Genomic DNA, 26,126 nt, shown 5'->3' with positions numbered 1-26,126 from the left:
CGCTTTAATTAATTTGTTCATGGTTATCCCTCGCTAACTGGTTATCGTTATAAGATAGTTGTTGTTCCATTTGCCCAAAAGTAGTTTGTAAATTAAACATAATAAAAAAACAAGTCACACTTGTAATAAATAGCGTCGCAACACCTGGAAGCACGTAGAATATTACACCAAAAGCAGCCACTGTCGTTAAATTCAACAATGTCTTTTTAAAATAATGAAAATTGGCATAAAACGAAACAAAGAACAGATTTTTTAGTTTAACTTCAAACTTAGTCAAAATAGGAAATGCGTATAACATAATGAAGCCACTTACAATTAAAAAGATGAAAAACAAGGGTGCAAGAAAAGAGATAAATAGCTGTGCATAATAAATGTCTATAATTAAAATTAGAAAAATAGTAGCTTGGATCAGCCAGTATTTCATGGCTATTTTGAAGTTTTTTCGGTAATAGTACCAATAATCTTTGGTAGGTTGTGTGACTTTATCACGAACTAGTTTACCCATAACACCGAATAAAGCCGCGATCGCTGGCCCAAATGGTAGTAAAGCAACATAATACAGTAAGATATTTTGAATCGTAAAATCCGCTAAGAAGAAAACAATAATAAATAAACTGTTAGCTAGTAAAAAATAAAAATTCGTTGTTAGAAAGGCATAAATATAATTCACGATAGTATAAATTGGACGATCGATGATTGATTTACTCATTTTTCTATCCCCTCACAGCATTTTTGTGTGTTGAATGCATCATTTTCTTGAAGTTTATACTTTTTTTGGTATGTTTTCGGACTCATCCCAACATATTTCTTGAATTTTTTATAAAAGTAATCCATATTACTATAGCCAATGCGTTCAGATATCTCATATACTTTATATTCTTTCGTCTGTAACAGTTGTTTTGCCTGTTCAATTCGTACTTGATCTAAATAGGTATGAAAGTAATACCCTGTATGTTTCTTGAATTTTTTTCCTAAATACGAGCTATTATAATTAAATAAATTGGCTAATACTTTTAAATTAATTTCTTGATTATAATAGTGATGAATATAATGAATGATTTTATCCATATTGTTATCTGCATTAAGTAAGAACCCATCCATATGTTTCGCTATATGCCAAAGCTTTAATTCTATTCTCTCGATGATCGCTTGTAAATTACTTGATCGATAGATAGATTCAATCACTTCATTTTTATCCATAACAGTTACATCTGGATAGGCATGTTTGATCGCACGATTTAACTGAATGAAAAAATCTACTAATTCTGCTTGAATAACAGTTTGATCCATTGCTTGTGCTTGAAAATAACGAATAAGCGTCTTCCACTGTGATTGTAGTAATGCAATATCTTGAAATTCTAATGCTTTCAATATCGGTTCAATTAATGTGTCAATATCTAGCTCGATCCAACCTTTGTTTTCTAATTGTTTCTGTAAAATAAAAGTCTTGTTGCCATAAACAAAAGCAAGTTGTTGTAATTGCTCCATTTGATGAATTGCTTCAGGTAGTAAATCAAGCGCTTGAAAGTCATGTGATAAATAAACATTTGGTTGGTTTTTCAATTTAATAAAAAGCTTTTGTAAATAACGAATTATTTCATCTTCTTGAAAATCCATAAACAGAAAAAACCACCGATTAGAATCCGATAATAATTTAACATTTGGATTCGTTATTTCGTTAAAAAAAGATGGTGAAATAGCGTTGTTGGATAAATCGCGCTTTAACATCATGACCAATTGATAATTTGTATGGTTCCTAATATGTGCTGGTAAATCAGATGTTGCCTTTCCTATCATTTTACCTTCCAATAACATGTGCCACGTTTGTTCTTCTGATAACTGTTTATATTGCTTCAATTGGTGATTAATATTTCTCTCTTTTTCAAACGTTTGTTTAATACCGATTAATAAGTTGATTAACTCTTCTTCATCAATTGGTTTTAATAAATAAGATGTAATGCCTAACTTAATCAATTGTTGTGCATAGGAAAAACTTGAATAACCAGATAAAATAATAAATTTGGTTTGATACCCTTCTTGGATTGCTTGTTGAATCATTTCAATTCCAGATAATCCTGGCATACGAATATCGACTAAGGCTAGATCTGGCTGATGTGTGCGGATTTTTTGTAACCCATCGCGTCCATCTATCGCATCACAGCATATGGAAAAACCATATTCATTCCAATCAATAATATGCTTTAACCCTTCACGAATCATCGGTTCATTATCAATTAACAATACCTCATACATTTTGCACACTCCTTCTTAGGAATTAATCAAAGCTTTTGAGTAAGTTGTTCTGCTGGTAATTTGATAATAACTATTGTTCCTTGTGATACGTCGCTATATATCTGCATTCCATAACTTGCACCGTAATACAGTTGGATACGTTGATGCACATTTTTCACACCGATGCGTTTCCCTTCGTTCTTCTCATCTTCTTGTGATAGCCAATTGAGGACAGTTCTAAGTCTTTCTTTTGACATACCAACGCCATTGTCTGATACTTCAATTTGTAGTAACTGATCGCTAGTCGTGATGGAAACCTTAATTTCAGCTGTGCCTTCTTTCGGTTCGATCCCATGAATAATGGCATTTTCTACTATTGGTTGAAGGAGTAATGGAAAAATAAACAACCGATCCAACTCTACATCCGTATTGATTTGATAACGTAAATGATCACCAAAACGCAGGGATTGGATCTCCAAATACGTTCTAATTAATTCTACTTCTTCTTTAAGGGGGATCTGATGATTAGTACTTTTCAATGCAGTACGCATCATCTTGCTTAGTTTTTGAATAATGGCAGCTACTTCTCGATCTTTATTCATTATTGCTTTCATCCGAATCATTTCTAACGTGTTGTATAGAAAATGGGGATTAATTTGACTAGCAAGCATTTTAAAGTCTGATTCCTTTTGTTTTCTTCGCCAGCGCTCTTCTTTAATTTTGTGCACATAAACCTCTTCAATCAATTGTTGAATGCTTTGCGTAGTTTGATACAATTCATCATAAACTTCACCAATCTCATCTTTACCCACCATTTGTTTTCCGATATTAAACCTTCCTTTGGCGACTTTAAACATCGCTTGTTTTAACGTAACAATTCTTTTATTGAAGGAACGAATAAAGAATCGATAAGCAACAATAGAAACAATTAATGCCCCTAATGTGACAGCAAACCCTCGGATAAAGATCTGATTTGGTTTTTTCATTAATGTTTCAACTGGGACAATACTGGCAATTTGAATATGGTTATACAAGGCTTTCGTTGGTTTAAATTGATGAACAGTAACCTTTACTTCTTGCCCTTGATAGGTCTTATCGAGTACATAGTTTGATTGAACTACTTTAGGCATCCCATTCTCCCTTGTTAACTTGGAAGCTAGTTGACCAATAATTGCATCATTTTGATGATAGATTACTGTTTTATTGTCAATTGTGATAATCACATCGTGCAACTCTCCACTTGAGATTTCTTTTAATTTATCGGAAGAAACATAGATACAAAGTACACCTAAAAAGTTATTTTGATTATCATAAACCGCTCGAGTTAATGTCAAGGTTCGGTTATTTGTCCATTCTTCTTCTTTATAGATCCAAGCTATTTTTCCACGATTGTCCTGTGCTTGTAAATACCATGAACTTTCTGCTATTTCTTCATTAGCATGGATGAAATGAGAGTCTGTAATCATATCCTTAGTCATATAAAACTGAATATTATCGATTTCATCATAATAAGTTAAGTAATTATCAAAAACAGGATAACGGTTATAAGCATGGTAGACTTGTAGACTTGATTTGTATTCACTTTTTAGTAATGTGTACATATCACGATCTAAATAAATGGAATCAGAAATACTTGTCACGCGCGATAACATGGTATGGAGCCTTGTTTCAATTTTATCGATATTCGATTCCGCTTCATCTAATGCATTTTCTATAACTACTGTCCGAATCGCATAGTTTAAATATAAACCAGCCAATAGCACAGGAATAACTGTAGCAAGGAGATAGATAATTAACAGCTTATTCTTTATCTTTAAATTCAATAGAGTCAAACTTATTTTTTGGTAGAATGCACCCATGTCTCATATCTCCTCGTTTATAAAAAATAAAACGCTTACACAACATTCGTCTTTGCTTTACAATATTTTTCCATTCGATTCAATTACTTTTTTATACCAATAGAAACTCTTTTTCGGAATACGTGCTAATTGTTTTTCTGATTGATCGTCTCGATCAATGTAGACAAAGCCATAACGTTTTTTATAACCGTTTAACCAGCTTAATAAATCGGTAAATGACCAAGCACAATAACCAATGACATCTACACCATCTGTAATCGCTTGTTGAATTTCATGTATATGTGATTGTAAATAGTTTATACGATAATCATCTTCAATCGTGCCTTGATTGGTCTTTTCGTCCAATGCGCCTAGTCCGTTTTCGGTAATCAACATTGGTAAGTCATAGCGATTCTGAAGTCGGCGTAGTGCAATTCGTAGCCCAACAGGATCAATCTCCCATCCCCATTTTGTCTTTTCTAAATAAGGATTAGCTACGCTAGTGAACATTGTTTTTTCTGGATTTTGTGCCTGTTCATCTTTTGGTTGCATTAAATAGGGATCGGTTGCTTCAAATGATTTGTCTATAGTTGAAACATTAGTTGTCGAAGAAGTGTTAAAGTCATTCACTCGAACGGTACCACCATGGTAATAGTTCACCCCAAGAAAATCTGGTTTCACGGATTGTAACAATTCCATGTCACTTGGCTCGATGGTCGGCGCAATACCTAAGCGCTCTAAATGTCTAAATGTCACTTTTGGATATTTGCCATGCACATAGACATCTAACCACCAATGGTTCTGAAACTCTTCTCCATTTAAGGCAGCTAACACATTGTTTGGTTGACAATCATAGCTGTAAATTGGTCCGTAGCCAAAACTTGGTCCAATCTTTCCATTTGGAACAATGCTACGGAATTCCTTGATGGCAGTGGCATTCGCCAAATTAATCACATGATTTGCTTGAAACATCCGTTTCACATCTGCCACATTCGGTGGATGGGACTGCCAACGGTATCCCATTGCGGTAAAGACATTTTGTTCATTAAAGGTTACCCAATAAGTTACTTTATCTTTAAAGCGGTGAAATAGTACTTGGCAATATTGGGAGAAGTCCTCGATTGCTTGCCTAGATTCCCATCCTTGGTAGCTATCTTGTAATGACTTGGGAATATCCCAATGATATAGTGTTAACACTGGTTCAATCTGATTCGCCAACAAGGCATCGATCAAATCTTCATAAAATTGGAGTCCCTTTTCGTTTACTTTTCCACTTCCATCTGGAAATATCCTACTCCAAGCAACAGAAAAACGATAGGTCTTTAACCCCATCTCGGCCATTAAACGCACGTCTTCTTGATAGCGGTGATAATGGTCAACTGCTACATCTCCGTTTGTTCCTTGATATGTTTTCCCTGGGATTTTAGTGAATTCATCCCAAATGGAAGCTCCTTTACCATCTGTATTCCAACCTCCTTCAATCTGATAAGCAGCAGATGCTGCCCCCCATAAAAAACCAGGTGGAAATGAATCTAATTTATCATGATACATCGACGTTTCCACTCTCTCCTAGATTTACTTTTATCGTTACTACTTGATCTTTCTCCAATAACATGTTCGTATCGCTTAACAAACATATTGGCTTTGGTTCAAGTATGCTTGCTTGTGGATAAAGCGGAAATTGTAAGGCAAGTTTCTGTGTTACACCACTCTTAAGCGTTACTTCTACTGCACCTTGAACAAAGTCCCACGTTAAATCTTTTACTTGAATTTGATTTACTAAGCGCGTGCCTTTCAACGTTCCTTTAGCATATTGTTCAGGAAGAGAACCTAGTAGAAATAACGTCTTATGATGACAATCAACTAAAGATTCATGAATGACTTGCGGAAAAGCACCATTGCCATCTACATTAAAAACTTCATGACGATCATAATGACTCATCATTAATGATGGGTAGAAACAATCTTTTTCAACTAATAAAGTCAATATCTCGCTAATTAACTTCGGCATATGAAACTGTGTTGCACACAAAGCCGCATGCATTCGCCCATGTGTTGAAGTCGTGTCGCCTTCTTCATTCTTTAACCAAGCTTCTAACCTTTTATCAAACGCAGTGCGACTAGCTTGCCATAAGGTGGGATTTGTTTGCGACGTAAACTCTCTACTTTGAAAAATTGGATACAAATGAGAAAAATGACGGTGGTTATAATTTTCTGCCTTCTCAAGAGTTAGCCATTCTTTCAGTGCACCATCTTGATTAATTTGATAGTCTGGTAATTTTTTTAGCATCGTTTCCCATTTCACTATTTGATTGTTTGGATCTGGTAATCCCAATAACTGATAACTTTTTATTAAGTTACCTAACAATTCTTTTGCTACAGCTACATCTTGTGTTGCATTATCCGCACATCCATTTTCTGCTGAATAGGATGGACTAAATCGATAGGTTCCCTCATCGTCTTCTGTCAAAAAGTCTTCATAGAAAAGCGCTACTTGTTCGAGATACGGTACGGCTGTTTCACGTAAAAATGTTTTATCTCCCGTAAATGCATAATAATTATAAAACCAATGACCAAGCCACCCCGCGCCACACGTCCAAAAATGCAGTGGCCAGTCCTGATTCCAATGCACATGTTTGCCAGTGGTACTTGCGTGAGCTGGTAACATAATTCCTCTTGCCCCATAATATTTTTGTGCATTCTCTTTAAAATCAGGCAATAGTTCATGAATTAAGCGAAAAAATCCATGTAAACCTTCCATTAGATTGCTAGTTAAAGCAGAAGCAATGGATAATTGCACATTTGTATCAAAAGTAAAATCCCCACTCCAAGCAGGTTGAAATGTTCCCGTCCAGATTCCTTGTAAATTTGGTGTTAATTCTCCTGCACTGCAAAGATACATATAACGACCAGCATCATATATTTTTTCTAGTAAAACAGGTGACATTTGTTGTTGTTGCTTTGCTTCAGCTATTAAACTTTCCACACTACGGTAACGTTCTTGATCCGAAGTCATATCAAGTTGGACTCGATCAAACATCGCTTGATGGATTGTTTGATGTCTAGAAAATAATTGGACATAATTCATGGTCAACAATTTCGTTGGTAACGTATGATGTTCGGTTACATTTGGCTCAATTTGCAAGAGCATTAATACTTGATCGGTCTGTGTCACTTGCATACTATCTGAATCGGAATGTACAGTTGCCCCATTTGCTTTCACATGACAGGTTACTTGATAACCATTTGAACCATGCAAATAGGTATAACAAGCATACAAGGTATCATTTTCTATCGAAAGATTACGCCGCAACCCTTTCTCTTGAAAGGGTTCGATACTGATATTGCAATTTAAGACCGGCTGATCTGCTTGGAGCTGATAAACGATAATATTATCACTCTTGGAAACAAACGATTTACTCTGAAATTGGATGCCATCTTGTTGAAAATGAACCGTAATCTCACCTGTTTGGTAATTAATTGTTTTGTAGTAATGATGATAGTTTGTTATACCAGTAGCGATAGTAAGAAAAAATGCAGGATGATACGGATCACTCATCGTTAACCCTTGATATCCTTTTTGTTTGGCAAGTAGTTCGTACACTTCTAACGCGGCTGCATAGCCATCTTGTTTAATCAGCTCGCGTATACGTGGTAAATCCTCCGCCATATCTGGTAACGTAAAATCATTACCTTGAGGTAGATATAAGCGACAGTGATTGCCGATCAGCTTTTCTTTTGTTGGGTTACCAAATTGCATTAAGCCTTGGATACCATTCCCGGCAACATAGGCTTCTTCCCAACGAGTAGCGGGAGACTCATTCCAAACGCCTTTTCTTGGAACACGTTTCGTTTTCAACATCCTAATCTCCTCCTTCTACTAGTTGGACGGTTGTAACATGCACTGGGCCCTTAAAGACCAAATATAAATCGTGTACTGCTTTATCAGTTGGAATAGTCATGACTTGTGTTTTCCATTGCTGTGGGTAATCTACCTCAATGGTTTGACGGGTAACTGGTTTACCTCTACGTTGATCAAGAAAACACTGCACTTCTCCTCGTGCACCATCAGTTGTGACGCGATAATGCAGTTGCTGTGCTTCTTTAAACATGACATTTTTAAAGCAAATCCAACCTTCTTTTTGACTCATCACTGCATTTTCTTCGTGTTCTCCCTTTCCGATCTTCACATATGCATAATCATTATAATTTTCTGCTTTTGTTGGTTGTTCTAATGAACGCGGTGGTTGCTTATCGGTTGTTAAAATGATTGGTTCCGTAATTATATTGGTCGCTTGACTAGACGATCCAATATGAAAACAACAGCTTCCTGTATCTAAACGATAGGATTCTTGTGCCACATCATAATATTGAAGATTTGCTTTCTTAACTACTAGCCTAATGGTTTTCTGCTCATTAGGAGCTAAAGGTACTTTCTGGAACGCAACAAGTAGACGGTTTGGACGTTTCAATGTTGCTTGCAAAAATTGTGCATAGATTTGAATGACTTCTTGAAATGCCTGCTTGCTTTGGTTGGTTACGGTCACAGCAATAGTTAACTGATTATTGGTAACCTCCACTATATTCGCTTGTTGATAAGTAACCTTTCCGTAATGTAATCCATATCCAAAGGGATAGAGAATATTGTTTTCGGCAAACATGTATGTCCGATTTCCTTTAATAATGTCATAATCAAAGATTGATGGTAGCTCTTTTGCATGCTTATACCATGTCATGCTTAGTTTTCCAGATGGGGACACATCGCCAAACATCACACTACTTAATGCATTGCCCAATTCTTGTGAACCATGTGCGCTATAGAGAATTGCTGGAATATGCTCCTGTTCCCAATTAAGTGAAAATGGGTAACTTCCAATAACAACAACAATGGTACGTGGATTGGCTTGATGCACCGCTTGAATTAATTTTTGTTGATGAAGTGGTAACCCTAATCCTGGTCGATCTTCTGTTTCTCTACCATTAATCATCGGGTGGTTCCCAACACAGACGATCGCAACATCACTTGCTTTTGCTTGTTCTACTGCTTGCTCAATACCAGAATAAATGATAGTTTTTTCAAATGAATCTGCCTGCTTACCAGTTTGGATGGTTGCATCGTTTGCTACCTCGAGAGGTTCTTCCTGCCATGATGATAGGTGATATTGAGTTGGATCATTCAGATTAGAATGGAAGCCAATTTTTTCTCGAACAAACCAATCAAACACTTCTGCTTTTGTTGCTTGTAACTTCAGATCATCTTCAGGTAGTGTCAAATACTTATTATCAAGTGCGCTTTTTACTAAATGCCAATTCCAACCCCAATCCTCATCGATCCATTGAGCATCTTTATTGATTTTTTTTGCATTGACGTATACTTTTGAATTAGTTGCTCTTGTAACATATAGATTTGATTGTTGATGCTTCAACGCAATTGTGTCATGTCCTGAGACGTACTGTACATCTGCTGATGGCCCGCGATTTTTAATTCCTTGATAAGGGGTACATACATAAGGTGGGTGACCAGTATACCAATCACGAAATACACAATTTGCTGTAGGTCCTATAACTGCTATTTTTTTCAGTTTTTTTTCATTTAAAGGGAGTAGCTCTTCATGATTTTTCAGTAAAACGATTGATTCTTCCGTTACTTTCCTTGCCAAAGCAGCATGTTTTTCATTTGCTAATACATCTTTAGTGATCTTGGCATAAGGATGATGATTCGAATCTGCATCAAAATGTCCTAAGCGAAAACGAACTTTTAAGATATTGCGAATAGCTATGGTTAAATCAGCTTCCGAGATTAAGTTTTGATCTAATGCTTGCTGTGCAGTCTTTTCTACTTTATCCTTTTCATCAACAAAACAATCAACCCCTTTTTTCAATGCATCTGCTAACGACTCCGCATAGGTTGAATAGTAACCGTATTCTTCAACATTTAACGAAAGTGCACCTCCGTCACTGACAATAAAGCCATCCATTTTCCATTGATCGCGAACGACTTGTTGCAGTTCTTTTAGCTGCATTGCCGGAATACCATTCACACCATTGTAAGCTGTCATCATCGACAACGCATTTGCTTCTGTAAAAGCAGGTTCAAAAGCTTTTAAGTAATACTCATATCGATTTCGTGGATCAATGCTATTGGACATATGTCCACGACCGTGCTCATTGTTGTTACTAAAAAAGTGTTTTGGAGCAGGAACCATTTTGACGTAAAACGGATCATTCCCCTGCATACCTTTTATCAAAGCAGTCGATAATCTACCTGTTAAATAGGGATCTTCCCCGTAAGCCTCTTCTGTTCTACCCCAACGTGGATCCCGTTCCATATCAATCGTTGGCGCCCATAAAGTTAACCCTGTACGTTGCTGATATTTATCATAAAATCCCCTTGCTTCATCACCAATGACTGAACCAACTTCTTGTATAAGTGAAGGGTTCCAAGTACTCGACAATCCAATTGGTTGTGGAAAAACAGTCGTTTTTCCACCTTTCCGATCCACTACACCATGTGCAGCTTCTCCTCCTATCTCGTATGCTTTAATTCCAAGTCGTTGAATGGCACTTTGCGAAGTAGATAATAAAGAAATCTTTTCTTGTAATGTGAGCCGTTTGATTAGATCATCAACCCGCTCTGTTAAAGGTAGCGCTTGGTTTTGAAACGTATAATCCATTACTTCTCCCCCTTTTTGATACTGGAGATATCGCTTTTCTTCTATTAAATAGTAAACGCTTTCACTTTTAAAGATAATAAACAAGATACAAAATCATGTCAAAACTAGAGGTGGTTAGTTGCGAAAGCGGTGGTTCGCTATGGTTGCTTATCTAACAATTGTTACGGAGATTGTCGGCGTCGGTGTGGAAGTTTTTGCGTAGTACATTTATTAAATGGGAATTTCTTGTGATTAAAGATAACATATCTTTGTCACATTTCGATTAAATGGAGATTATAAAGCAGTGTATCCGTTTTTTATATAAAATCAACCACTAATTTATTGGACACACTGCCTTATAACCTACGATCGAAATGTCATTAATGATTGATTAAGTGGCGCAGTTTGGTGATAGACTTGCTTATATAACGAAAATAATTCGTGATAAGCTACTACATTTTCTGGGATAGGGTGGTAGGTTTCAGCCTCTTGTAAAAAGTGATTGGCACATGCGTTAAGTGAATCGAACCATCCTGATCCGTACGCCGCTAACATGGCAGCCCCCATTCCTGGTCCTTGTTCACTCGTTAATTTTACAATTGTGGCATTAAAAATATCCGCTTGCATCTGGAGCCAAACTTTATTGTTAGCACCACCACCAATCGCATAGATGCGGTCAATCTCTTTTCCGCTTGCTCTAAATATTTCAATTGATTCATTTAATGAAAAAGTAATACCTTCTAAAACCGACCGCGTAAAATCAGCTAATCGATGGGAGCTATCCATTCCGATAAAACTTCCTCGTATTGTTGCGTCTGCATGTGGCGTTCGCTCACCAACAATGTATGGTGTAAACAGTAAACCGTGTGATCCAACTGGAACAGATCCAACATCTTTCAATAAATCATCAAAATCTAATTCAGCTGCAAAAGTCTGTTTGAACCATTGCAGACTATACCCTGCTGCCAAAGTTACTCCCATTGTGTAATACGCATCTTGTTTACCATGATTAAAATAGTGTACTTTCCCTTGATAATTTTTTTCACCAGTTGGCTCATAAGACAAGACAACACCCGATGTACCAATACTGACGAACGTTTTTCCTTCCGAAAGAATTCCTGAACCAATCGCGCCACAGGCATTGTCTGCTCCGCCAGCAAATACATTTGTTGTACGATCAAGTCCAGTCGATTGAGCCACTTCTTCTGTAAGCATTCCTACATTATCCGCCGAATCGAGCAGTGGCGGACAAAGAGATAATGGAACCTCTACTGCATTTGCAATTTCTTCACTCCATGTCTGTTCAACAACGTTAAGTAAGCTGGTTCCGGCAGCATCAGAATAATCTATTCCAAGCTCGCCTGTTAACCGATACCGTAAATAGTCTTTCGGTAAAACAAAGGTAGTCGCTCGAGCAAAAATCGCTGGTTCATGCTCTTTAACCCAAAGGATTTTAGGTAAAGTAAATCCTTCTAGCGCTAAGTTTTTAGTAATAGCGATAAAACGCTCTTTTCCAACTTTTTCGTAAATTTCCTGACATTGTTTTGTTGTGCGGGTGTCGTTCCACAGTATCGCTGGACGTAACACGTGCTTCTCTTCATTTAACAGGACTAATCCGTGCATCTGTCCAGAAAAACTAATACCTTTAATTGTTGTCACATCTGCAGTAAAACGATTAGTTAGTACGGTTAAGGCATCCACAGTCTGCGTAACCCAGTCTTCTGGATTCTGTTCACTATACCCCGCTTGTGGACGCAGCAAGTCAAATGATCGAGATACCTCATCACAAACCTTGCCATCTTGATCTATCAATAAAACTTTAACTGCACTTGTTCCCAAATCGATACCAATCACATATTTCATCTGTTCTCCCCTCTCGAAAGAAGAAGCAGGGATAGCCCCCTGCTTGTATTATTTTGCTGCTGTCACTTGTAGTAAATATTGATTAATCGTTGCTTTAATGACTTCTAACCGTCCTGATTTGAGTTTGATGTCCTTTAAATCTAAAACATGCTCCTCTAATTGTTTAAAATTAGTTTTATCATTTACAATTGCTAAACCAATCCCTTTACTGAAAGTGCTATAACGATCTGTTAAAATCCGCTCAAATACTTGATCCTCCGCTATCTTCGCTGCAGCTTTGTATCCAATAGTAAAACTATCCATCCCTGCAATATGGGCATGGAACAAATCCACCGGTTCGAATGAGCCACGACGAACTTTGGCATCAAAGTTTAGACCACCTTTACCTAATCCACCGTTTTTAATAATTTCGTACATTGCTAGGGTAGTAGAATATAGGTCAGTTGGAAACTCATCGGTATCCCAGCCCAATAAAGGATCCCCTTGGTTCGCATCCACAGATCCCAATATGCCATTAATTCGTGCGTAGCGTAATTCATGCTCAAATGTATGTCCTGCTAAAGTTGCATGATTTGCTTCAATGTTTAATTTAAACTGGTCTTGTAAACCATAGTTTAATAGAAATGCATGCGCTGATTGGCTGTCAAAATCATATTGATGGGTAGTCGGTTCTTTTGGCTTTGGTTCAATTAAAAATTGTGCATCAAAATTAATTTCTTTAGCATAGTTTACAGCCATTTGGAAAAAGCGCGCTAAATTATCTTGTTCTAATTTTAGGTCTGTGTTTAACAGTGTTTCATAGCCTTCCCGACCACCCCAAAACACATAATTTTCTCCCCCCAACTCTTTTCCAATTTCTAAACCTTTTTTTACTTTTGCAGCTGCATATGCAAATACATCTGCATGACTGGAAGAAGCTGCGCCATGGACAAAACGGGGATGTGTGAAATTATTCGCAGTGTTCCAAAGCAATTGCACATCAGAATCTTTCATGTAATCTTTTATCATTGCTACAATATCATCTAAATTTTTATTCGTTTCTCTTAATGTAGCTCCTTCGGGTGCAATATCAACATCATGAAAACAAAAATACTTTACCCCTAATTTTTCAAAAAACTCAAAAGCCGCTTCTACTCGTGCTTTTGCTTGATCCATTCCTGTGAATTTGTCCCACGGTCTAATCGCTGTCCCCGCCCCAAACGGATCTGATAAATCTTGGGTAAATGTATGCCAATAGGCAACACCAAACCGAAGAAATTCCTCCATTGTTTTTCCATTGATTTTCTCTTTCGGATTGTAAAATTTAAATGCAAGTGGATTAGTCGATGTTGCTCCTTCATAACCAATTTTGTTAACGTTTTCAAAATACACCATTACACACACCCACCTTTATATTTTTGGCTAACTTTAGGTAAAGTATAGCAATACTAACTTAGTTTGTCTAGTCAATAAACAAAGTTTTTGGTAAACTATTATGTAGCATGCTACGATATAATCAAACGTGAAGAAAGTAGGAGAACACATGCATCAAACGTGGAATCAACATATTATAAAAAAAGAAAATAAAACCATTGTATTAGAAACGATTATTAATCGTACCCCCATTTCGCGCGCTGCAATAGCGCAACAAACTGGGTTAAATAAAAGTACCGTATCATCTTTAGTCCAGGAATTATTGGGTGAAAAAATCATTGAAGAATCAGGACCCGGTGAATCAAGTGGTGGACGTCGACCGGTTATGCTGTTATTTAACCAAAGTGCTGGTTTTTCAATCGCGATAGATTTAAGGGTACACGACATCCTAGGCGTGCTTACGGATTTAGAAGGAAACATCGTGCATGAGCAACGCGTTCTGATCGAGACAACCAATTTTAATCAAGTCATGAAGAGATTAATGGAAGTCATTGATACCTTAATTAAAGCTGCGCCAACTAGTCCCTATGGTATTGTCGGCATTGGAATCGGGGTGCCAGGTGTGATAAGTAACGAAGGAGAAATCTTACTTGCGCCCAATCTGGGGTGGAAGCGCATTGACCTCAAAGCACACATGGAACAGCACTACCATCTCCCAGTAGTCATTGAAAATGAAGCAAATGCTGGTGCGTATGGGGAAAAAGTATTTGGCTTTGAAGAAGCGGTGGACCACATGATTTATGCTAGTATTGGTGCTGGAATTGGAGTTGGATTAATTTTGGATAACAAGCTATACAAAGGTATGCAAGGTTTTTCTGGTGAATTAGGCCACATGACAATTGAAAAGGACGGGATCCCCTGCCGTTGTGGGAATAAAGGATGTTGGGAGCGCTACGCTTCTGAACAAGCATTAATAAAGCAAGCTTACGAAGCTAAACTTATTGACCAAAATACGAATGATCCGCTCCATGTTTTAATTGATTTAGCAAACAGCGGAGACGAAACAGCTATCGCTTTATTTAATACCATTGGTACCTATATCGGAATTGGCTTGACTAATTGTATCAATATTTTCAATCCACGTATGATTGTCATTGGAAATCAAATGGCCAAAGCCGAAAAATGGATTCGTCCAGCCATGGAACATATGATAGAAGAACATGCGATTGGTTTTCATCAAGAACAACTAAACGTGCAATTTTCAAGCTTAAATATGTATTCAACTGTGTATGGAATGTCAGCTTTTACAATGGAACAATTCTTGCAAGAAAGACCATTACTAGAATAAATTATAAAAAATAAACGAACTATAATTTGCATAGCACTTTTTAAATGCATTATAGTTCGTCATATTTGATATGGTTGTTGCGATCTTATAGTTAAACATGTTAGATGCTAGGCATTCTTTTTTGAACGCTTTGGTTCCGCTTGTTTTGGCTTCGTTGTCTTACGTTTTTTCGGCTTCGGTTTTGTTCCTTTCGCTCGATCAAGTGATGCTTCAAGTGCATCCATCAAATTAGTTACATTATCCGGCATTTGTTTGGAGGGTTGTTGTTGTACAGAGGTGATTTCCCCTTGATTTTTTTTCTCTTCAATTAAATCCAATAATACGGTGCGATAGTTATCTTTATAATTCTCTGGTTCAAACGCAACGGTTAATTGATCGATTAACATTTTTGCAGTATCCAATTCTTTTTTAGGAATTTCAATCGCTTCAGGTATATTTGGCACATCCGCTACATTTCTAACCTCATCAGGATAATGAATTGTCTCGACTACAAGCGTGTTTTCATATACCCGTATCACCGCTAGTTGCTCTTTGGAGCGAATCATCATTTTTGCTACCCCAATTTTATTAGAATCAGCTAATGCTTGCCTCAATAATGTATATGCTTTTCCCCCGCCATCATTTGGTGAAAGATAATAACTTTTTTCAAAATAGATTGGATCAATCTCTTCTAATTGAACAAAATCAACGATCTGTACCGATTTATCTGCATTTGCCTCTTGAATCTCTGCTAACTCTTCATCCGTGAGTACGACAAATTTATTGGTCGTGTATTCATATCCTTTCACAATGTCTTCATTTTTCACTTCCTTATTACATACAGGACATATCTTTTCATATTTGATCGGCGTTTGACACTCTTTGTGCAATTGCCTGAGTTTCACATCTTTATTTTCTGTTGCTGCATGTAATTTTACTGGAATATTGACCAGACCAAAACTGATTGTTCCTTTCCACATTGTGTGCATGTGCTGAACGCCTCCTTTCTCCATAGTTTGTGAGTTGTTGTATTTTTTATGAATGAATTATTGTGGAATAAACACTTCCTGATCGCTCATGCTAACCAAGAGGTGAATGGCATGAAATTAATGCAACCAATTTATGCGGAAACACTACCCGATGATAGTGATTGGTGTTATGAAATAAAATATGACGGGTTTCGAGCTATACTATTTTGGAGTGAAAAACAAATTACATTGACTAGCCGGAACGGAACAGACTTAACGAAGCAATTTCCGGAAATTATTGCTTGGTGTGAACAAAAACGAGACTTAATTGCTGTCGATTTACCTTTGCAGTTAGATGGAGAACTTGTGATTTTGAGTACAGATATTCAAGCTAATTTTTCATTATTACAACAACGCGGGCGGTTGCATGTAACAGATAGTATTAACCAGCGAACTATGCTTAGACCTGCACATTATCTGTGTTTCGATTTTCTCCGTGTTGCTGGCAAATCATTACATGAACTTCCCTATTTAGAACGAAAAAATAAGTTGGCTACTTTAATGAAAAAGTTGGATTTTGATGCAACACGCTGGATTAAGTGGCAAGAACGACTCGGATATGTCGACAGTTATCATGATGCCCACAAGTTATATGATTTGGTCCGCGCTGGTTTCGGGGAAGGAATTATTGCAAAACGACGTGACAGTCTTTACCAAGTCGGGAAACAACATCACGATTGGTTTAAAGTAAAAAATTGGCGAACCATTACCGGCATTATTACCTCCTATGACGGAAGTAATGGCTATTTTTCATTAGCTGTATATAAAAAGAATCAGCTAATGGCGATTGGAAAATGGAAACATGGATTAACAGGGGAACGATTAGCTACGATAGTACAATTCATCAAAGACAATGGACAAAAAAATGGGGACAGACTTGACATTTCACCTACCGTCTGTGTAGCAATCAACTGTTTAAGTGTGGACAATAATGACATACGTGAACCACGTTTTCAGGCGTTTCGATTCGATTTAGATCCTACTGCTTGTACTTATGAAAAAATGCAACACGATCTAGCTATGTTCCCAGACACCGTATCGATCACAAATGAAGAAAAAGTTTTTTGGCCAGCACAGAAGGTAACAAAAGGGGAACTACTTCGATACCTTCGTATTATTTCACCCTATATGCTTCCTTTTTTATCCGGTCGAGCACTGACCATTATTCGATGTCCAGATGGCATTGAGGGAGAAAGTTTTTTTCAAAAAAATGTACCAGATTATGCACCAACTTCCGTGGCAGGTCAAGATGGGAAAATGTTATGTGAGACAGTGGAAGGACTAATCTGGCTTGCTAATCACGGTGCAATCGAATATCACATCCCTTTTCAATATGTTTCCACTGCTGTGCCAAATGAAATCGTATTTGATCTCGATCCAGCAAGCCACGCAGATTTTTCAAAAGCCGTATTTGCTGCACAGTTATTGAAAACTATGTTTGATCAATTAAAGTTAGTATCTTTTGTCAAAACCTCCGGTAGTAAAGGCCTACAAGTACATATTCCAATTACGACCGGTGCGCTTACTTATGAAGAGACGGGTAAATTCACACAGATGATTGCCTTTTTGTTAGAAAAAAAACATCCTGATTTGTTTACCACAGAACGCTTGAAGAAAAATCGGAAAGGAAGATTATATATCGACTACGTGCAACATGGCCAAAACAAAACACTAATTGCGCCATATTCCCTACGCAAAACAGCCAATGCCAACGTCGCTTGTCCCCTATTTTGGGATGAATTAACTGCGAACATATCACCCGATTTATTTACCATCGACAATGTAGTCGAACGAGTGTTGAAGAAAGGTTGTCCTTTTCGCTCATATGATGAAGTAAGGGATGGCCAGCCAATTACTCAGATCAAGCAATTAATTGCAGATTATTTGTAATAATTATCCATAAATCGAACTATAGTTCGATTTATGGATAAACTTGTTAATGGTGTTGTTTACTTAAAGAGATTCAAGTAAACTAGACCTAACATATTATTTAAGAGATGAGGTTGATCAATGCACGTATTCCGTCCCGCTAGCAAATCTTCAAAATTACTTCAGTTGCAAGCGCTTCTTCCACGACTTCATGAAAAATCTCCAAATTTTGACCACTTACATGATCTATTAGGCAAAGAATTAGCAGGTTATTACGGTGAAACCAGTTTACAGTATTATTTTCAACTTCTCCATTTACCTACATCAATACTCTTGTATGGCTTACGATTGCCAGGAGAGCATAACGCATTTCAGATTGATGCCCTGCTTTTAACCCCAACTGTAATTTTCATTATAGAAGCCAAAAATATAAAAGGAATTGTAACTTTTAATGAGGCAGGTCAACTGATTCGAAGCTTGGATGGCATCAAAGAAACATACGCTCATCCTCTGTTGCAAGCGAATGAACAACGTTTGCATCTTAAGAAATTTCTCGTTAGTCATAATTTTAACGACATAGCTGTACATCCTATCGTTTGTTTTACCCACTCGAATGTAATCCTCGATTTTGAGCATCAACAGACAGACGTTCTCACCAGTGAACAATTACCTAATCGCATAAGAGAGTTAACCAATCAGTATAAAATGAAAAAACTTGATAGGAGGCAACTTCAAACTGTCGCCCGAGTTTTACAAACACATCACACTGATTTTCGTGGAAACGTTATTGAGAAATATAACATTCCAAAAAGGCACATCCGCAAAGGAGTTTGGTGTCCTTCCTGTAAAAGGGATATGATGCAGCGTTATAAACGAACTTGGATTTGTCCTTCTTGTGGCAGTAGGGATAGTTATGCGCATAGGCAGGCCCTCACAGAATATGGTTTGTTGTTTAAAACTTCAATTAAAAATAGTGAAGCCAGGGAATTTCTTGCGGTGGAGTCATCTAGTGTTGTTAAACGAATGCTGACTGGGATGGAACTTAATTATAGTGGAGAAAAATACAAACGAACTTACTATTTAAATGAATTACTAAAATAAAAATAATACTTGAGCGCCGATGATGACTGCTTGAGCGCCGATGATGACTGCTTGAGCGCCGATGATGACTGCTTGAGCGCCGATGATGACTGCTTGAGCGCCGATGATGACTGCTTGAGCGCCGATGATGACTGCTTGAGCGCCGATGATGACTGCTTGAGCGCCGATGATGACTGCTTGAGCGCCGATGATGACTGCTTGAGCGCGCGATCATCTCCAAAACCAGTCGATAATCGCATTTTTGGACAAAAAGGGGGAGCTCTCCACACCTTCTGATTACATAATTTTCCACTAATTCAATTAAAAAAGGATCCGCCAAAAGCGGAACCCCTCTACTCATTTTATTTTTTATTAACTTGGTTCGATTAAGCCGTATTTTCCGTCGCGGCGACGATATACTACATTGGTATCGCCCGATTCTGCGTTAGTGAATACGTAAAATGCATGTCCTAGCATATCCATTTGTAGGACTGCTTCTTCTGAATCCATTGGTTTTAAATTAAATCGTTTGGTACGAACAATCTCGATATCGTCACTCTCATCTTGTTGATTTTCAACGGTTGCTTCTTTTTCCATTTCCGCAAAAATGTGTTTTGGTGCCCCTTGTTGGCGCGTTTTGCGGTTCACTTTTGTTTTATATTTCCGAATTTGTCGTTCCAATTTATTTACTACTAAATCAATTGATGCATATAAATCTGTGTGTTGTTCTTCTGCACGAAGTAGTAAATTTGTCATTGGAATGGTAACTTCAATTTGTTGCTCATCATTATAGACACTTAAATTGACATTTACATCTGATGTTGGGGTAGTATCAAAATAACGTTCAAGCTTGCCAATCTTTTTCTCAATGTATTCCTTTATTGCCCCTGTGACCTCAACATTTTCACCTCTAATGTTATACTTCATATAAGTGTCCTCCTTTTTATATCTATACTTCTATATTACCACCTTTCCCTCCTGTGTAAACACAGAAAAATTTAAAAAAGCACGGTAGATTTTTTTACACGCTAAGAAAAACCTTGCTACACCAACCTTGATAAAGCGTTTTCAAATATTAAAAAATATTAATGCAATGTTAAGTAATTTACAATCGCAACGTGGTTTTATTCCACTCCCTTTTATTTAAACAAAAAAACCAAGCATCGGCTTGGTTTCCTTATTTCATTATACGGTTTGTTGTTCAGCTGCTAGGGAACGCTTCATGTATTTTTTCACTAAAGTAGCTGCTTTGACTTTGAGATATAAATCATCCGCAAGCTTCACTTGATAATCCCCTTCTCGAATAGCCGCTTTTAATTCCGTCACTGTACGAAAATCACGACCCACTTCATTCATAATCGCACCATACTGCAAGAATTGGTGCGTGTCACTGCCACCGACGATTGGAAGTCCGATTTCTTCTGCAAACTGGTTTAACCGCGCTTGATAATCTTCAATCCCATATGCATATAAATCTTTCCCATTCATATCAAAGGCATCTAAACGTTGCAATTGTTCTTTTGGCAAATGCGTGAGTGGTGTGCTTTCTCGAAATGGATGCGCACCGATTTTCAATAATTCGTAGTGCTCGGCTATGTCCATTAATTGCGCAAATGGAATAAAGTGCCTTTTTTCTGTATACGGTTCTAACGCTGCCCGAACTTCTAAAATAGCATTACGATCCCCGATTAATAGAATGTGACCAACTTCTTGCACATCGACTTCTATCCCAGGAAATACGCGTACACCATGTACAAAATAATAGCCATCTACATAGGTAAAATTCGCATCAATATAATCATAGATATCTAGAAAACGTCTCGTATTAAAATGTTCTGTCATCGCAATCGAAGCTAAACCGTTTTGTTTTGCCTCACGAATCATCTCTTCAAAATAGTCCGGCATAAAGTCCGATTTTTTTGAGATTTTCACGTGGCTGTGTAAATCAATTGTGATCATGTTGAATTTCCCCTTTTTATAATAAAATTTCCACTAAGCATACTGCCACCATGTAAACAACAGAAAAAGTTAAAAAATAAACATCTCTCTTTCTCAATTTCAAATGTGCCAGCTTTAATTTTTTTACTTGTGGGTGATTAAACCCGTAAAATGATCCCTTTGTTTCTAGTGCCTCTACTGTGGTTCTAGCGCGCTTGGTCATACTTAATAACAATGGATAAAAAGATAAAATCGCTATTTTACAAAAGTACACAATCGCCCGCCAGTACAAAAATCCACGTTTACTAGGTGCTTTACCGCGTAAACGAAAGGATAAAAATACATGGTGATACTCTTCCAATAAAGTCGGCAGCATGCGATACCCGTAGGCGATACTAAATGACACTTGACCAGGCACACCAATTTTTAATAAGCCATCACTTAACTTTTCTGGTGTCATCGAACAAAAGACCACGATACTTGCTAATGAAATGACCGATAATTTCAAGGTTAACGTTAAGAGCGGTAAAATGACAGCGGCATCGCCACCAAAGAATAAGGAGACAATTAATAAATATCCTCCCTGGCCTAACAGTCCCATACAAAGAATAAATACAATCAAAGGACTGACCTTTGCAAAATAGGTAAGCACGACCATAAAAGCAAACATACCAATCAAAATCGGCTCTTGGTGGATAAACCAAGGGGTAATCCCGAAAAACAAATACCAAATAAACAAGGTGCGAGGATCTAATTTTGCTAAAAGCGTATCCCCATTGCCATAAGCGGTATTCAATAGTTCTATTTTCATCTGTTCTACGGATAGCTTATCGGTAAATTTACGCGTATACTCCATGTTTGCTCCCCTCCTTATTCCAAGCTTCCACAAAAGCATCTACCGTAAATATGGGTGGATTTAGCCCTAAAGCGCGACTTAACTCTAAAATTTGTGGGGCTTTTAACCCTGCTCGTGCTAATAATGCTGCATTACCAAACACAGAATAACGATCGCCATCATGAATGACTTTTCCATTATGTACAACAACAATTCGATTCGCCCATTCAGCAACAAGTTGCATGTCATGTGTAGCAATAACAACTGCTTCCACCTGTTCTTTCAATTTTGTCATTAATGCGGAAATATGCTTTCTTGTCGCAATGTCTAAGTTGGCTGTTGGTTCATCCAACAACATCAGCTTTGGATTCATCGCCATTCCGATCGCAAGTGACGCACGTCGTTGTTGTCCCCCACTCATTAGCCGGCTGTCTCGCTCTTGCAAATCTACTAGATCAAATTGTTCTAACACTTGATCAACAATCGTTTCATAGTTTGGTACTTTTCGAGACTTTAAGAAAAACGAGATATCTTTGCGTACACTATCATCAATAAACATTTGTTCCGGATTTTGATACACATAAGTGACAAAATCCGCTAGTGTTTCTGGTGGGACTTCTTTTGTATTTGTGCCATTTACCAAGACGTTTCCTTGCCCAGGTTTAACTAATCCAGTTATTAGACGCATTAAGGAAGATTTCCCTGCTCCATTGTTACCGACAAGTGCGATGTGATCCCCTTCATAGACAGTAAGATCAATCCCCTTAAGCACTTGATTTCGCGACCGCGTAATCGTTTTATAAGAAAAATGGACATCTTCTAATTGCGCGATTGCTTTTTTTTCATGCTCTACTGGAATCATTTCCGTTTCAAGATTCAACCGAAAGCTTGCTTCTTGTTGATTAAAATAAGGAATTGCTTGTGCTAACGTGACGGGCAACTTGGCTTGTTCTGCTTGATTTAAACGGAAACCCGCTTGCGTTACTTGTGGTGGATAGATTTGGTGTTGCATCAGTTCATCCACTTTTTGTAAAGCTTCGACCACAGGTAATTGCCAGATCAATTTTCCTTGATCTAACATAATCACTTCACGACAAAACGACGCAATAAATTCGGTATGGTGTTCAATCACAATAATTGTTTTGCCATATTCCTCATGTAATTTTTTTAAAATATGATAAATTTCTTCCGCATGCTGGGGATCGAGCTGCGCCACTGGTTCATCAATAATTAAAATATCTGGATCAAGCGCTAACGCACCAGCCAAGGCAAGTAAGTGCTTCTGTCCACCACTAAGTTGCCAAATAAATTCATCAGCATAATCGGTTAAACCAACCAAAGATAAGGCACGTTCGCCACGTTCTCGGTAGTCTTCATAACCAAAATGAAGCGGTGCAAAGCAAGCATCTTCCAATACATGTGGACTAACCAGTTGGTTTTCAAAGTCTTGATAAACATAGCCAACATGTTCGGAAAGTTTCGCTACTTTTTCATCGGTAGTTACTAACCCATTCACAGTTACTTCCCCGCTAAAATCACCGACATAATAATGTGGAATCAATCCATTTAATAACTTACATAAAGTGGATTTCCCACTACCATTGCCACCAATAATAGCAGTAAAGGTGCCTTTTTCAATTGTAAGTGAAACATCACGAAGTACAGGATCTTCCGCACCAGGGTATTGGAAAGTTACCTGATCGAGCTTGATTTGTTCAATCATTTACGAAACCCTTTCTTGTTGCCCTTGATCATTTTTTCTTTTTCTCATCCAAATTACTGTGAATAAAGCAGTGATTGCTGCCACAGCAATGCTAACCCAAATAAAATTATCACCAAACATGGCAAGGAAATCTGCTTCCCATTCCCAGTTAAAACCACTTTCAGATAAATATTCAAAGAAGAATGCCGCAATTGCGAGCACGATTCCACCAGCAACAAGACGTGGTCCAACGATCGCTCCAATCGAATAAGACATCTTATTATCGCGCGGCTTCATGCCAAGTAATGGTTCGATTTTTCCATATAAACGTGGTACTAAATATAGTGTTGGAAGTAAGGCAAATAAAATACCAGAAAACAAAACATCATTTAAGAAAGAAAAACCTTCCACAGCCAACACACTTTCTGCAAGACCAGGTACAGCTTCAAATTCTTCAACCCCAACCCAGACTTTCATCATATCAACCATCGCACTAATCGCTTGATGAATAATAACCCCTGTCATTGCTGCAACACCAACTTGTCCCTTGCTTTTCGGATTACGAACAAGAATACCAGCGATATACATCGCTAAGGAAAATGCGATGAACTTTTCTAATTCACCAAATCCACCGAATTGACCCAGCATTAATTCACCAAAAATAATTTCACCAAGCGATGCGCCGATCGCAGCATACAATGGATGGAACAAGATACAAAGCGTTAAAGGAATAAAAGCAAAATATTCAATGGAAAGTTCAATGGGACCAAACTGAAATTCTGGCACCAATTCGGTTATCATATTCGACAACCCATACAAAGACATTGATAAGATAAAGACCATCATTTTTTGAGACTGTGTTAGTGTGTATCTTTCTTTGCGTATGGACATTCTTATTCCTCCTCTTAATTAAGTTACTTACAGTGTAACGATTGGATATTAACCTGTTATATTGCTACCGTTAAGAAGATGTAAATTTATTAACTTTTTTATCATTGTGTAAATTTTCTTTCATAATCGGTTTTGAGCTACTACGATATGCTATCCTTCTAACCAAGGAGGAGTTTCACGATGATTGAATTAAACTGGGAAACAACCCATCTGTCCCCTACACAAGTAAAAATCGCAAACTATTTACAAAAACATACCCAAAAAGCACTTGTTTCGACTGAAGCTGAAATCGCCAAATCCGTTAACGTTAGTATTGCTTCTGTTTCTCGATTTTGGCGGACAGTCGGTTACACCAATATCAAAGATTTCAAACACCAAGTCCATCAAGCAGTTGAGGTTTCGCCTGCAGGTAAAATGAAAGATTTAATTCAACAGGTTGAAAAGCAATCTTCCCTGCAATACCATACACTTGAAACAGCGGTACATCAGCTACACGAAACGATGGAGTATGTTTCCAATCAAGCATTTCAAAAAGCTGCCCAGTTCATCACGCAAGCACAAAAAATTTATATTTATTGCCCAGGTCCATCTGTTGGCCTAGCAGATCTACTAACCTATCGTTTACGTCGTTTTGGCTATGAGATTAGTGTGATCGAACAAGGTGGTAGTGAAAGCTTAGAAACGATCATGCATTTTAACAAACAAGATGTAATTATCCTATTTAGTTTTTCTCGCTTACTTCCTGAAGCTAGAGTGATTCTCGATTATGCCAAAGAAGTTCGCTATCGCACCATTATTATTACCGATCAGTTAATCACTGACTTTGCTAATAGAGCCGATGCTGTGCTATTTGCTAGCCGTGGGGAAGAATATGCCTTTCATTCGATGATTGCGCCAACCTTTTTAATAGAAAACTTAATTTTGTCGGTAGGATTGCGCCATAAAGAAGCAAATCTGAAGCGATTGGAGAAATTGAGTAAGTTAAGGGAATCTTATCATGGAGAATTACCGAGATAAGATCCTTTAGGGTTACACTTGGATCGGAAAAAATAGTAAATGACTATTCAATAGCTATGCTGTAGAATGTAATCAACAGATAACATTCGACCCCACACGCCAAATAATTTGCAATGAAAGGAGTAGAAAAATGGAAAATAAGGAAGTGAACATGATCCTTCAAGCAATTCGAGAGTTGTCTGATAAAGTTGACCAGAACCAGGCTTCGATTCAGCAACTAACTCAAAAAGTCGACCAGAACCACGCCGAATTAACTAAACGGATGGATCGAATGGAAGATAAGATGGACTTTATCCAACATAGAGTAGGAGAACATGATGAAGAGATTTATAAACTTAAACGAAAATTTTGGAACAGTTACTAATTTAACCAACACAAATACCCTTTCCACGAAGAATACCCTTACTACTTACTAATACAACAAGTATATAAACCATTTTTGGTTATATTTACCTATTATCATAAAAAAATACCTAATGACTACCCGTCATTAGGTACTT

General features: G+C 37.5%; 19 protein-coding genes. 5 read left to right on the top strand and 14 right to left on the bottom strand.

The features are described from left to right. Positions 1 to 4 precede the first annotated feature (4 nt). The 8 genes from DES48_RS06015 to xylA all read right to left on the bottom strand — a co-directional run bounded on the left by DES48_RS06015 (position 5) and on the right by xylA (position 13,960). Positions 5 to 709 (bottom strand): YesL family protein, encoded by a 705-nt coding sequence (locus DES48_RS06015; protein ID WP_113867683.1) that lies wholly within the window; start codon positions 707 to 709, stop codon positions 5 to 7. Next, on the bottom strand, positions 706 to 2,253 hold the full coding sequence (locus DES48_RS06010; RefSeq protein ID WP_113867681.1) for a response regulator: 1,548 nt from the start codon (positions 2,251 to 2,253) through the stop codon (positions 706 to 708). The genes DES48_RS06015 and DES48_RS06010 overlap by 4 nt, the downstream gene beginning before the upstream one ends. Positions 2,254 to 2,279: 26 nt before the next feature. Then, positions 2,280 to 4,091, bottom strand: a complete 1,812-nt coding sequence (locus DES48_RS06005) for a cache domain-containing sensor histidine kinase (RefSeq protein ID WP_113867679.1) — start codon at positions 4,089 to 4,091, stop codon at positions 2,280 to 2,282. A gap of 57 nt (positions 4,092 to 4,148) precedes the next feature. Then, positions 4,149 to 5,621 (bottom strand): glycoside hydrolase family 1 protein, encoded by a 1,473-nt coding sequence (locus DES48_RS06000; protein ID WP_113867677.1) that lies wholly within the window; start codon positions 5,619 to 5,621, stop codon positions 4,149 to 4,151. After that, positions 5,611 to 7,932 (bottom strand): glycosyl hydrolase family 95 catalytic domain-containing protein, encoded by a 2,322-nt coding sequence (locus tag DES48_RS05995; protein ID WP_113867675.1) that lies wholly within the window; start codon positions 7,930 to 7,932, stop codon positions 5,611 to 5,613. Before DES48_RS05995 ends, DES48_RS06000 begins: the two co-directional genes overlap by 11 nt. 1 nt (position 7,933) lies before the next feature. Then, entirely contained in the window at positions 7,934 to 10,744 is a 2,811-nt protein-coding gene (locus tag DES48_RS05990; RefSeq protein WP_113867673.1) for a glycoside hydrolase family 3 protein, read from the bottom strand. 342 nt (positions 10,745 to 11,086) lie between these two features. Further along, the gene (gene xylB / locus DES48_RS05985) at positions 11,087 to 12,586 is read right to left on the bottom strand and encodes a xylulokinase (RefSeq protein WP_113867671.1); all 1,500 of its coding nucleotides are present in this window, start codon (positions 12,584 to 12,586) and stop codon (positions 11,087 to 11,089) included. A 48-nt stretch (positions 12,587 to 12,634) separates the two neighbouring features. Then, the gene (xylA, locus tag DES48_RS05980; protein WP_113867669.1) at positions 12,635 to 13,960 is read right to left on the bottom strand and encodes a xylose isomerase; all 1,326 of its coding nucleotides are present in this window, start codon (positions 13,958 to 13,960) and stop codon (positions 12,635 to 12,637) included. A 148-nt stretch (positions 13,961 to 14,108) separates the two neighbouring features. On the opposite strand from xylA, the gene DES48_RS05975 reads away from it, so the two are divergent. Next, a complete protein-coding gene (locus DES48_RS05975; RefSeq protein ID WP_113867667.1) occupies positions 14,109 to 15,287 on the top strand; it encodes an ROK family transcriptional regulator in 1,179 nt (392 codons plus the stop codon). Between the two features lie 107 nt (positions 15,288 to 15,394). On the opposite strand, the gene ku is transcribed toward DES48_RS05975, so the two are convergent. Further along, positions 15,395 to 16,255, bottom strand: a complete 861-nt coding sequence (gene ku, locus DES48_RS05970; protein ID WP_113867665.1) for a non-homologous end joining protein Ku — start codon at positions 16,253 to 16,255, stop codon at positions 15,395 to 15,397. A 111-nt stretch (positions 16,256 to 16,366) separates the two neighbouring features. On the opposite strand from ku, the gene DES48_RS05965 reads away from it, so the two are divergent. Both DES48_RS05965 and DES48_RS05960 read left to right on the top strand, forming a co-directional pair. Further along, positions 16,367 to 18,184, top strand: coding sequence for a DNA ligase D (locus DES48_RS05965; RefSeq protein ID WP_170126174.1), 1,818 nt, complete (start codon positions 16,367 to 16,369; stop codon positions 18,182 to 18,184). Between the two features lie 120 nt (positions 18,185 to 18,304). Then, positions 18,305 to 19,264: a nuclease-related domain-containing protein gene (locus DES48_RS05960; protein WP_113867661.1), complete on the top strand. Its 960-nt coding sequence runs from the start codon at positions 18,305 to 18,307 to the stop codon at positions 19,262 to 19,264. A 351-nt stretch (positions 19,265 to 19,615) separates the two neighbouring features. Here DES48_RS05960 and hpf read toward each other — a convergent pair whose 3' ends face one another. The 5 genes from hpf to DES48_RS05935 form a co-directional block, all read right to left on the bottom strand. Beyond that, positions 19,616 to 20,170 carry a ribosome hibernation-promoting factor, HPF/YfiA family gene (hpf, locus tag DES48_RS05955; RefSeq protein WP_079710796.1) on the bottom strand — a complete coding sequence of 185 codons (555 nt, stop codon included), beginning with the start codon at positions 20,168 to 20,170 and terminating at the stop codon, positions 19,616 to 19,618. 258 nt (positions 20,171 to 20,428) lie between these two features. Next, positions 20,429 to 21,202 carry a PHP domain-containing protein gene (locus tag DES48_RS05950; protein WP_342769930.1) on the bottom strand — a complete coding sequence of 258 codons (774 nt, stop codon included), beginning with the start codon at positions 21,200 to 21,202 and terminating at the stop codon, positions 20,429 to 20,431. Positions 21,203 to 21,218: 16 nt separating this feature from the next. Next, a complete protein-coding gene (locus DES48_RS05945) occupies positions 21,219 to 22,037 on the bottom strand; it encodes an energy-coupling factor transporter transmembrane component T family protein (protein ID WP_113867659.1) in 819 nt (272 codons plus the stop codon). Beyond that, positions 22,021 to 23,739 carry an ABC transporter ATP-binding protein gene (locus tag DES48_RS05940; RefSeq protein ID WP_113867657.1) on the bottom strand — a complete coding sequence of 573 codons (1,719 nt, stop codon included), beginning with the start codon at positions 23,737 to 23,739 and terminating at the stop codon, positions 22,021 to 22,023. Before DES48_RS05940 ends, DES48_RS05945 begins: the two co-directional genes overlap by 17 nt. Next, positions 23,740 to 24,609, bottom strand: a complete 870-nt coding sequence (locus DES48_RS05935) for a DUF8171 family membrane protein (protein ID WP_113867655.1) — start codon at positions 24,607 to 24,609, stop codon at positions 23,740 to 23,742. A gap of 180 nt (positions 24,610 to 24,789) precedes the next feature. On the opposite strand from DES48_RS05935, the gene DES48_RS05930 reads away from it, so the two are divergent. Next, positions 24,790 to 25,626, top strand: coding sequence for a MurR/RpiR family transcriptional regulator (locus DES48_RS05930; RefSeq protein ID WP_113867653.1), 837 nt, complete (start codon positions 24,790 to 24,792; stop codon positions 25,624 to 25,626). A gap of 130 nt (positions 25,627 to 25,756) precedes the next feature. Further along, positions 25,757 to 25,990 (top strand): hypothetical protein, encoded by a 234-nt coding sequence (locus tag DES48_RS05925; protein WP_113867651.1) that lies wholly within the window; start codon positions 25,757 to 25,759, stop codon positions 25,988 to 25,990. Positions 25,991 to 26,126 lie beyond the last annotated feature (136 nt).

Origin of the sequence: Paraliobacillus ryukyuensis, from assembly GCF_003315295.1 — a bacterium.
Classification (GTDB): domain Bacteria; phylum Bacillota; class Bacilli; order Bacillales; family Amphibacillaceae; genus Paraliobacillus; species Paraliobacillus ryukyuensis.
This window is presented reverse-complemented; position numbering and strand designations above follow the sequence as displayed.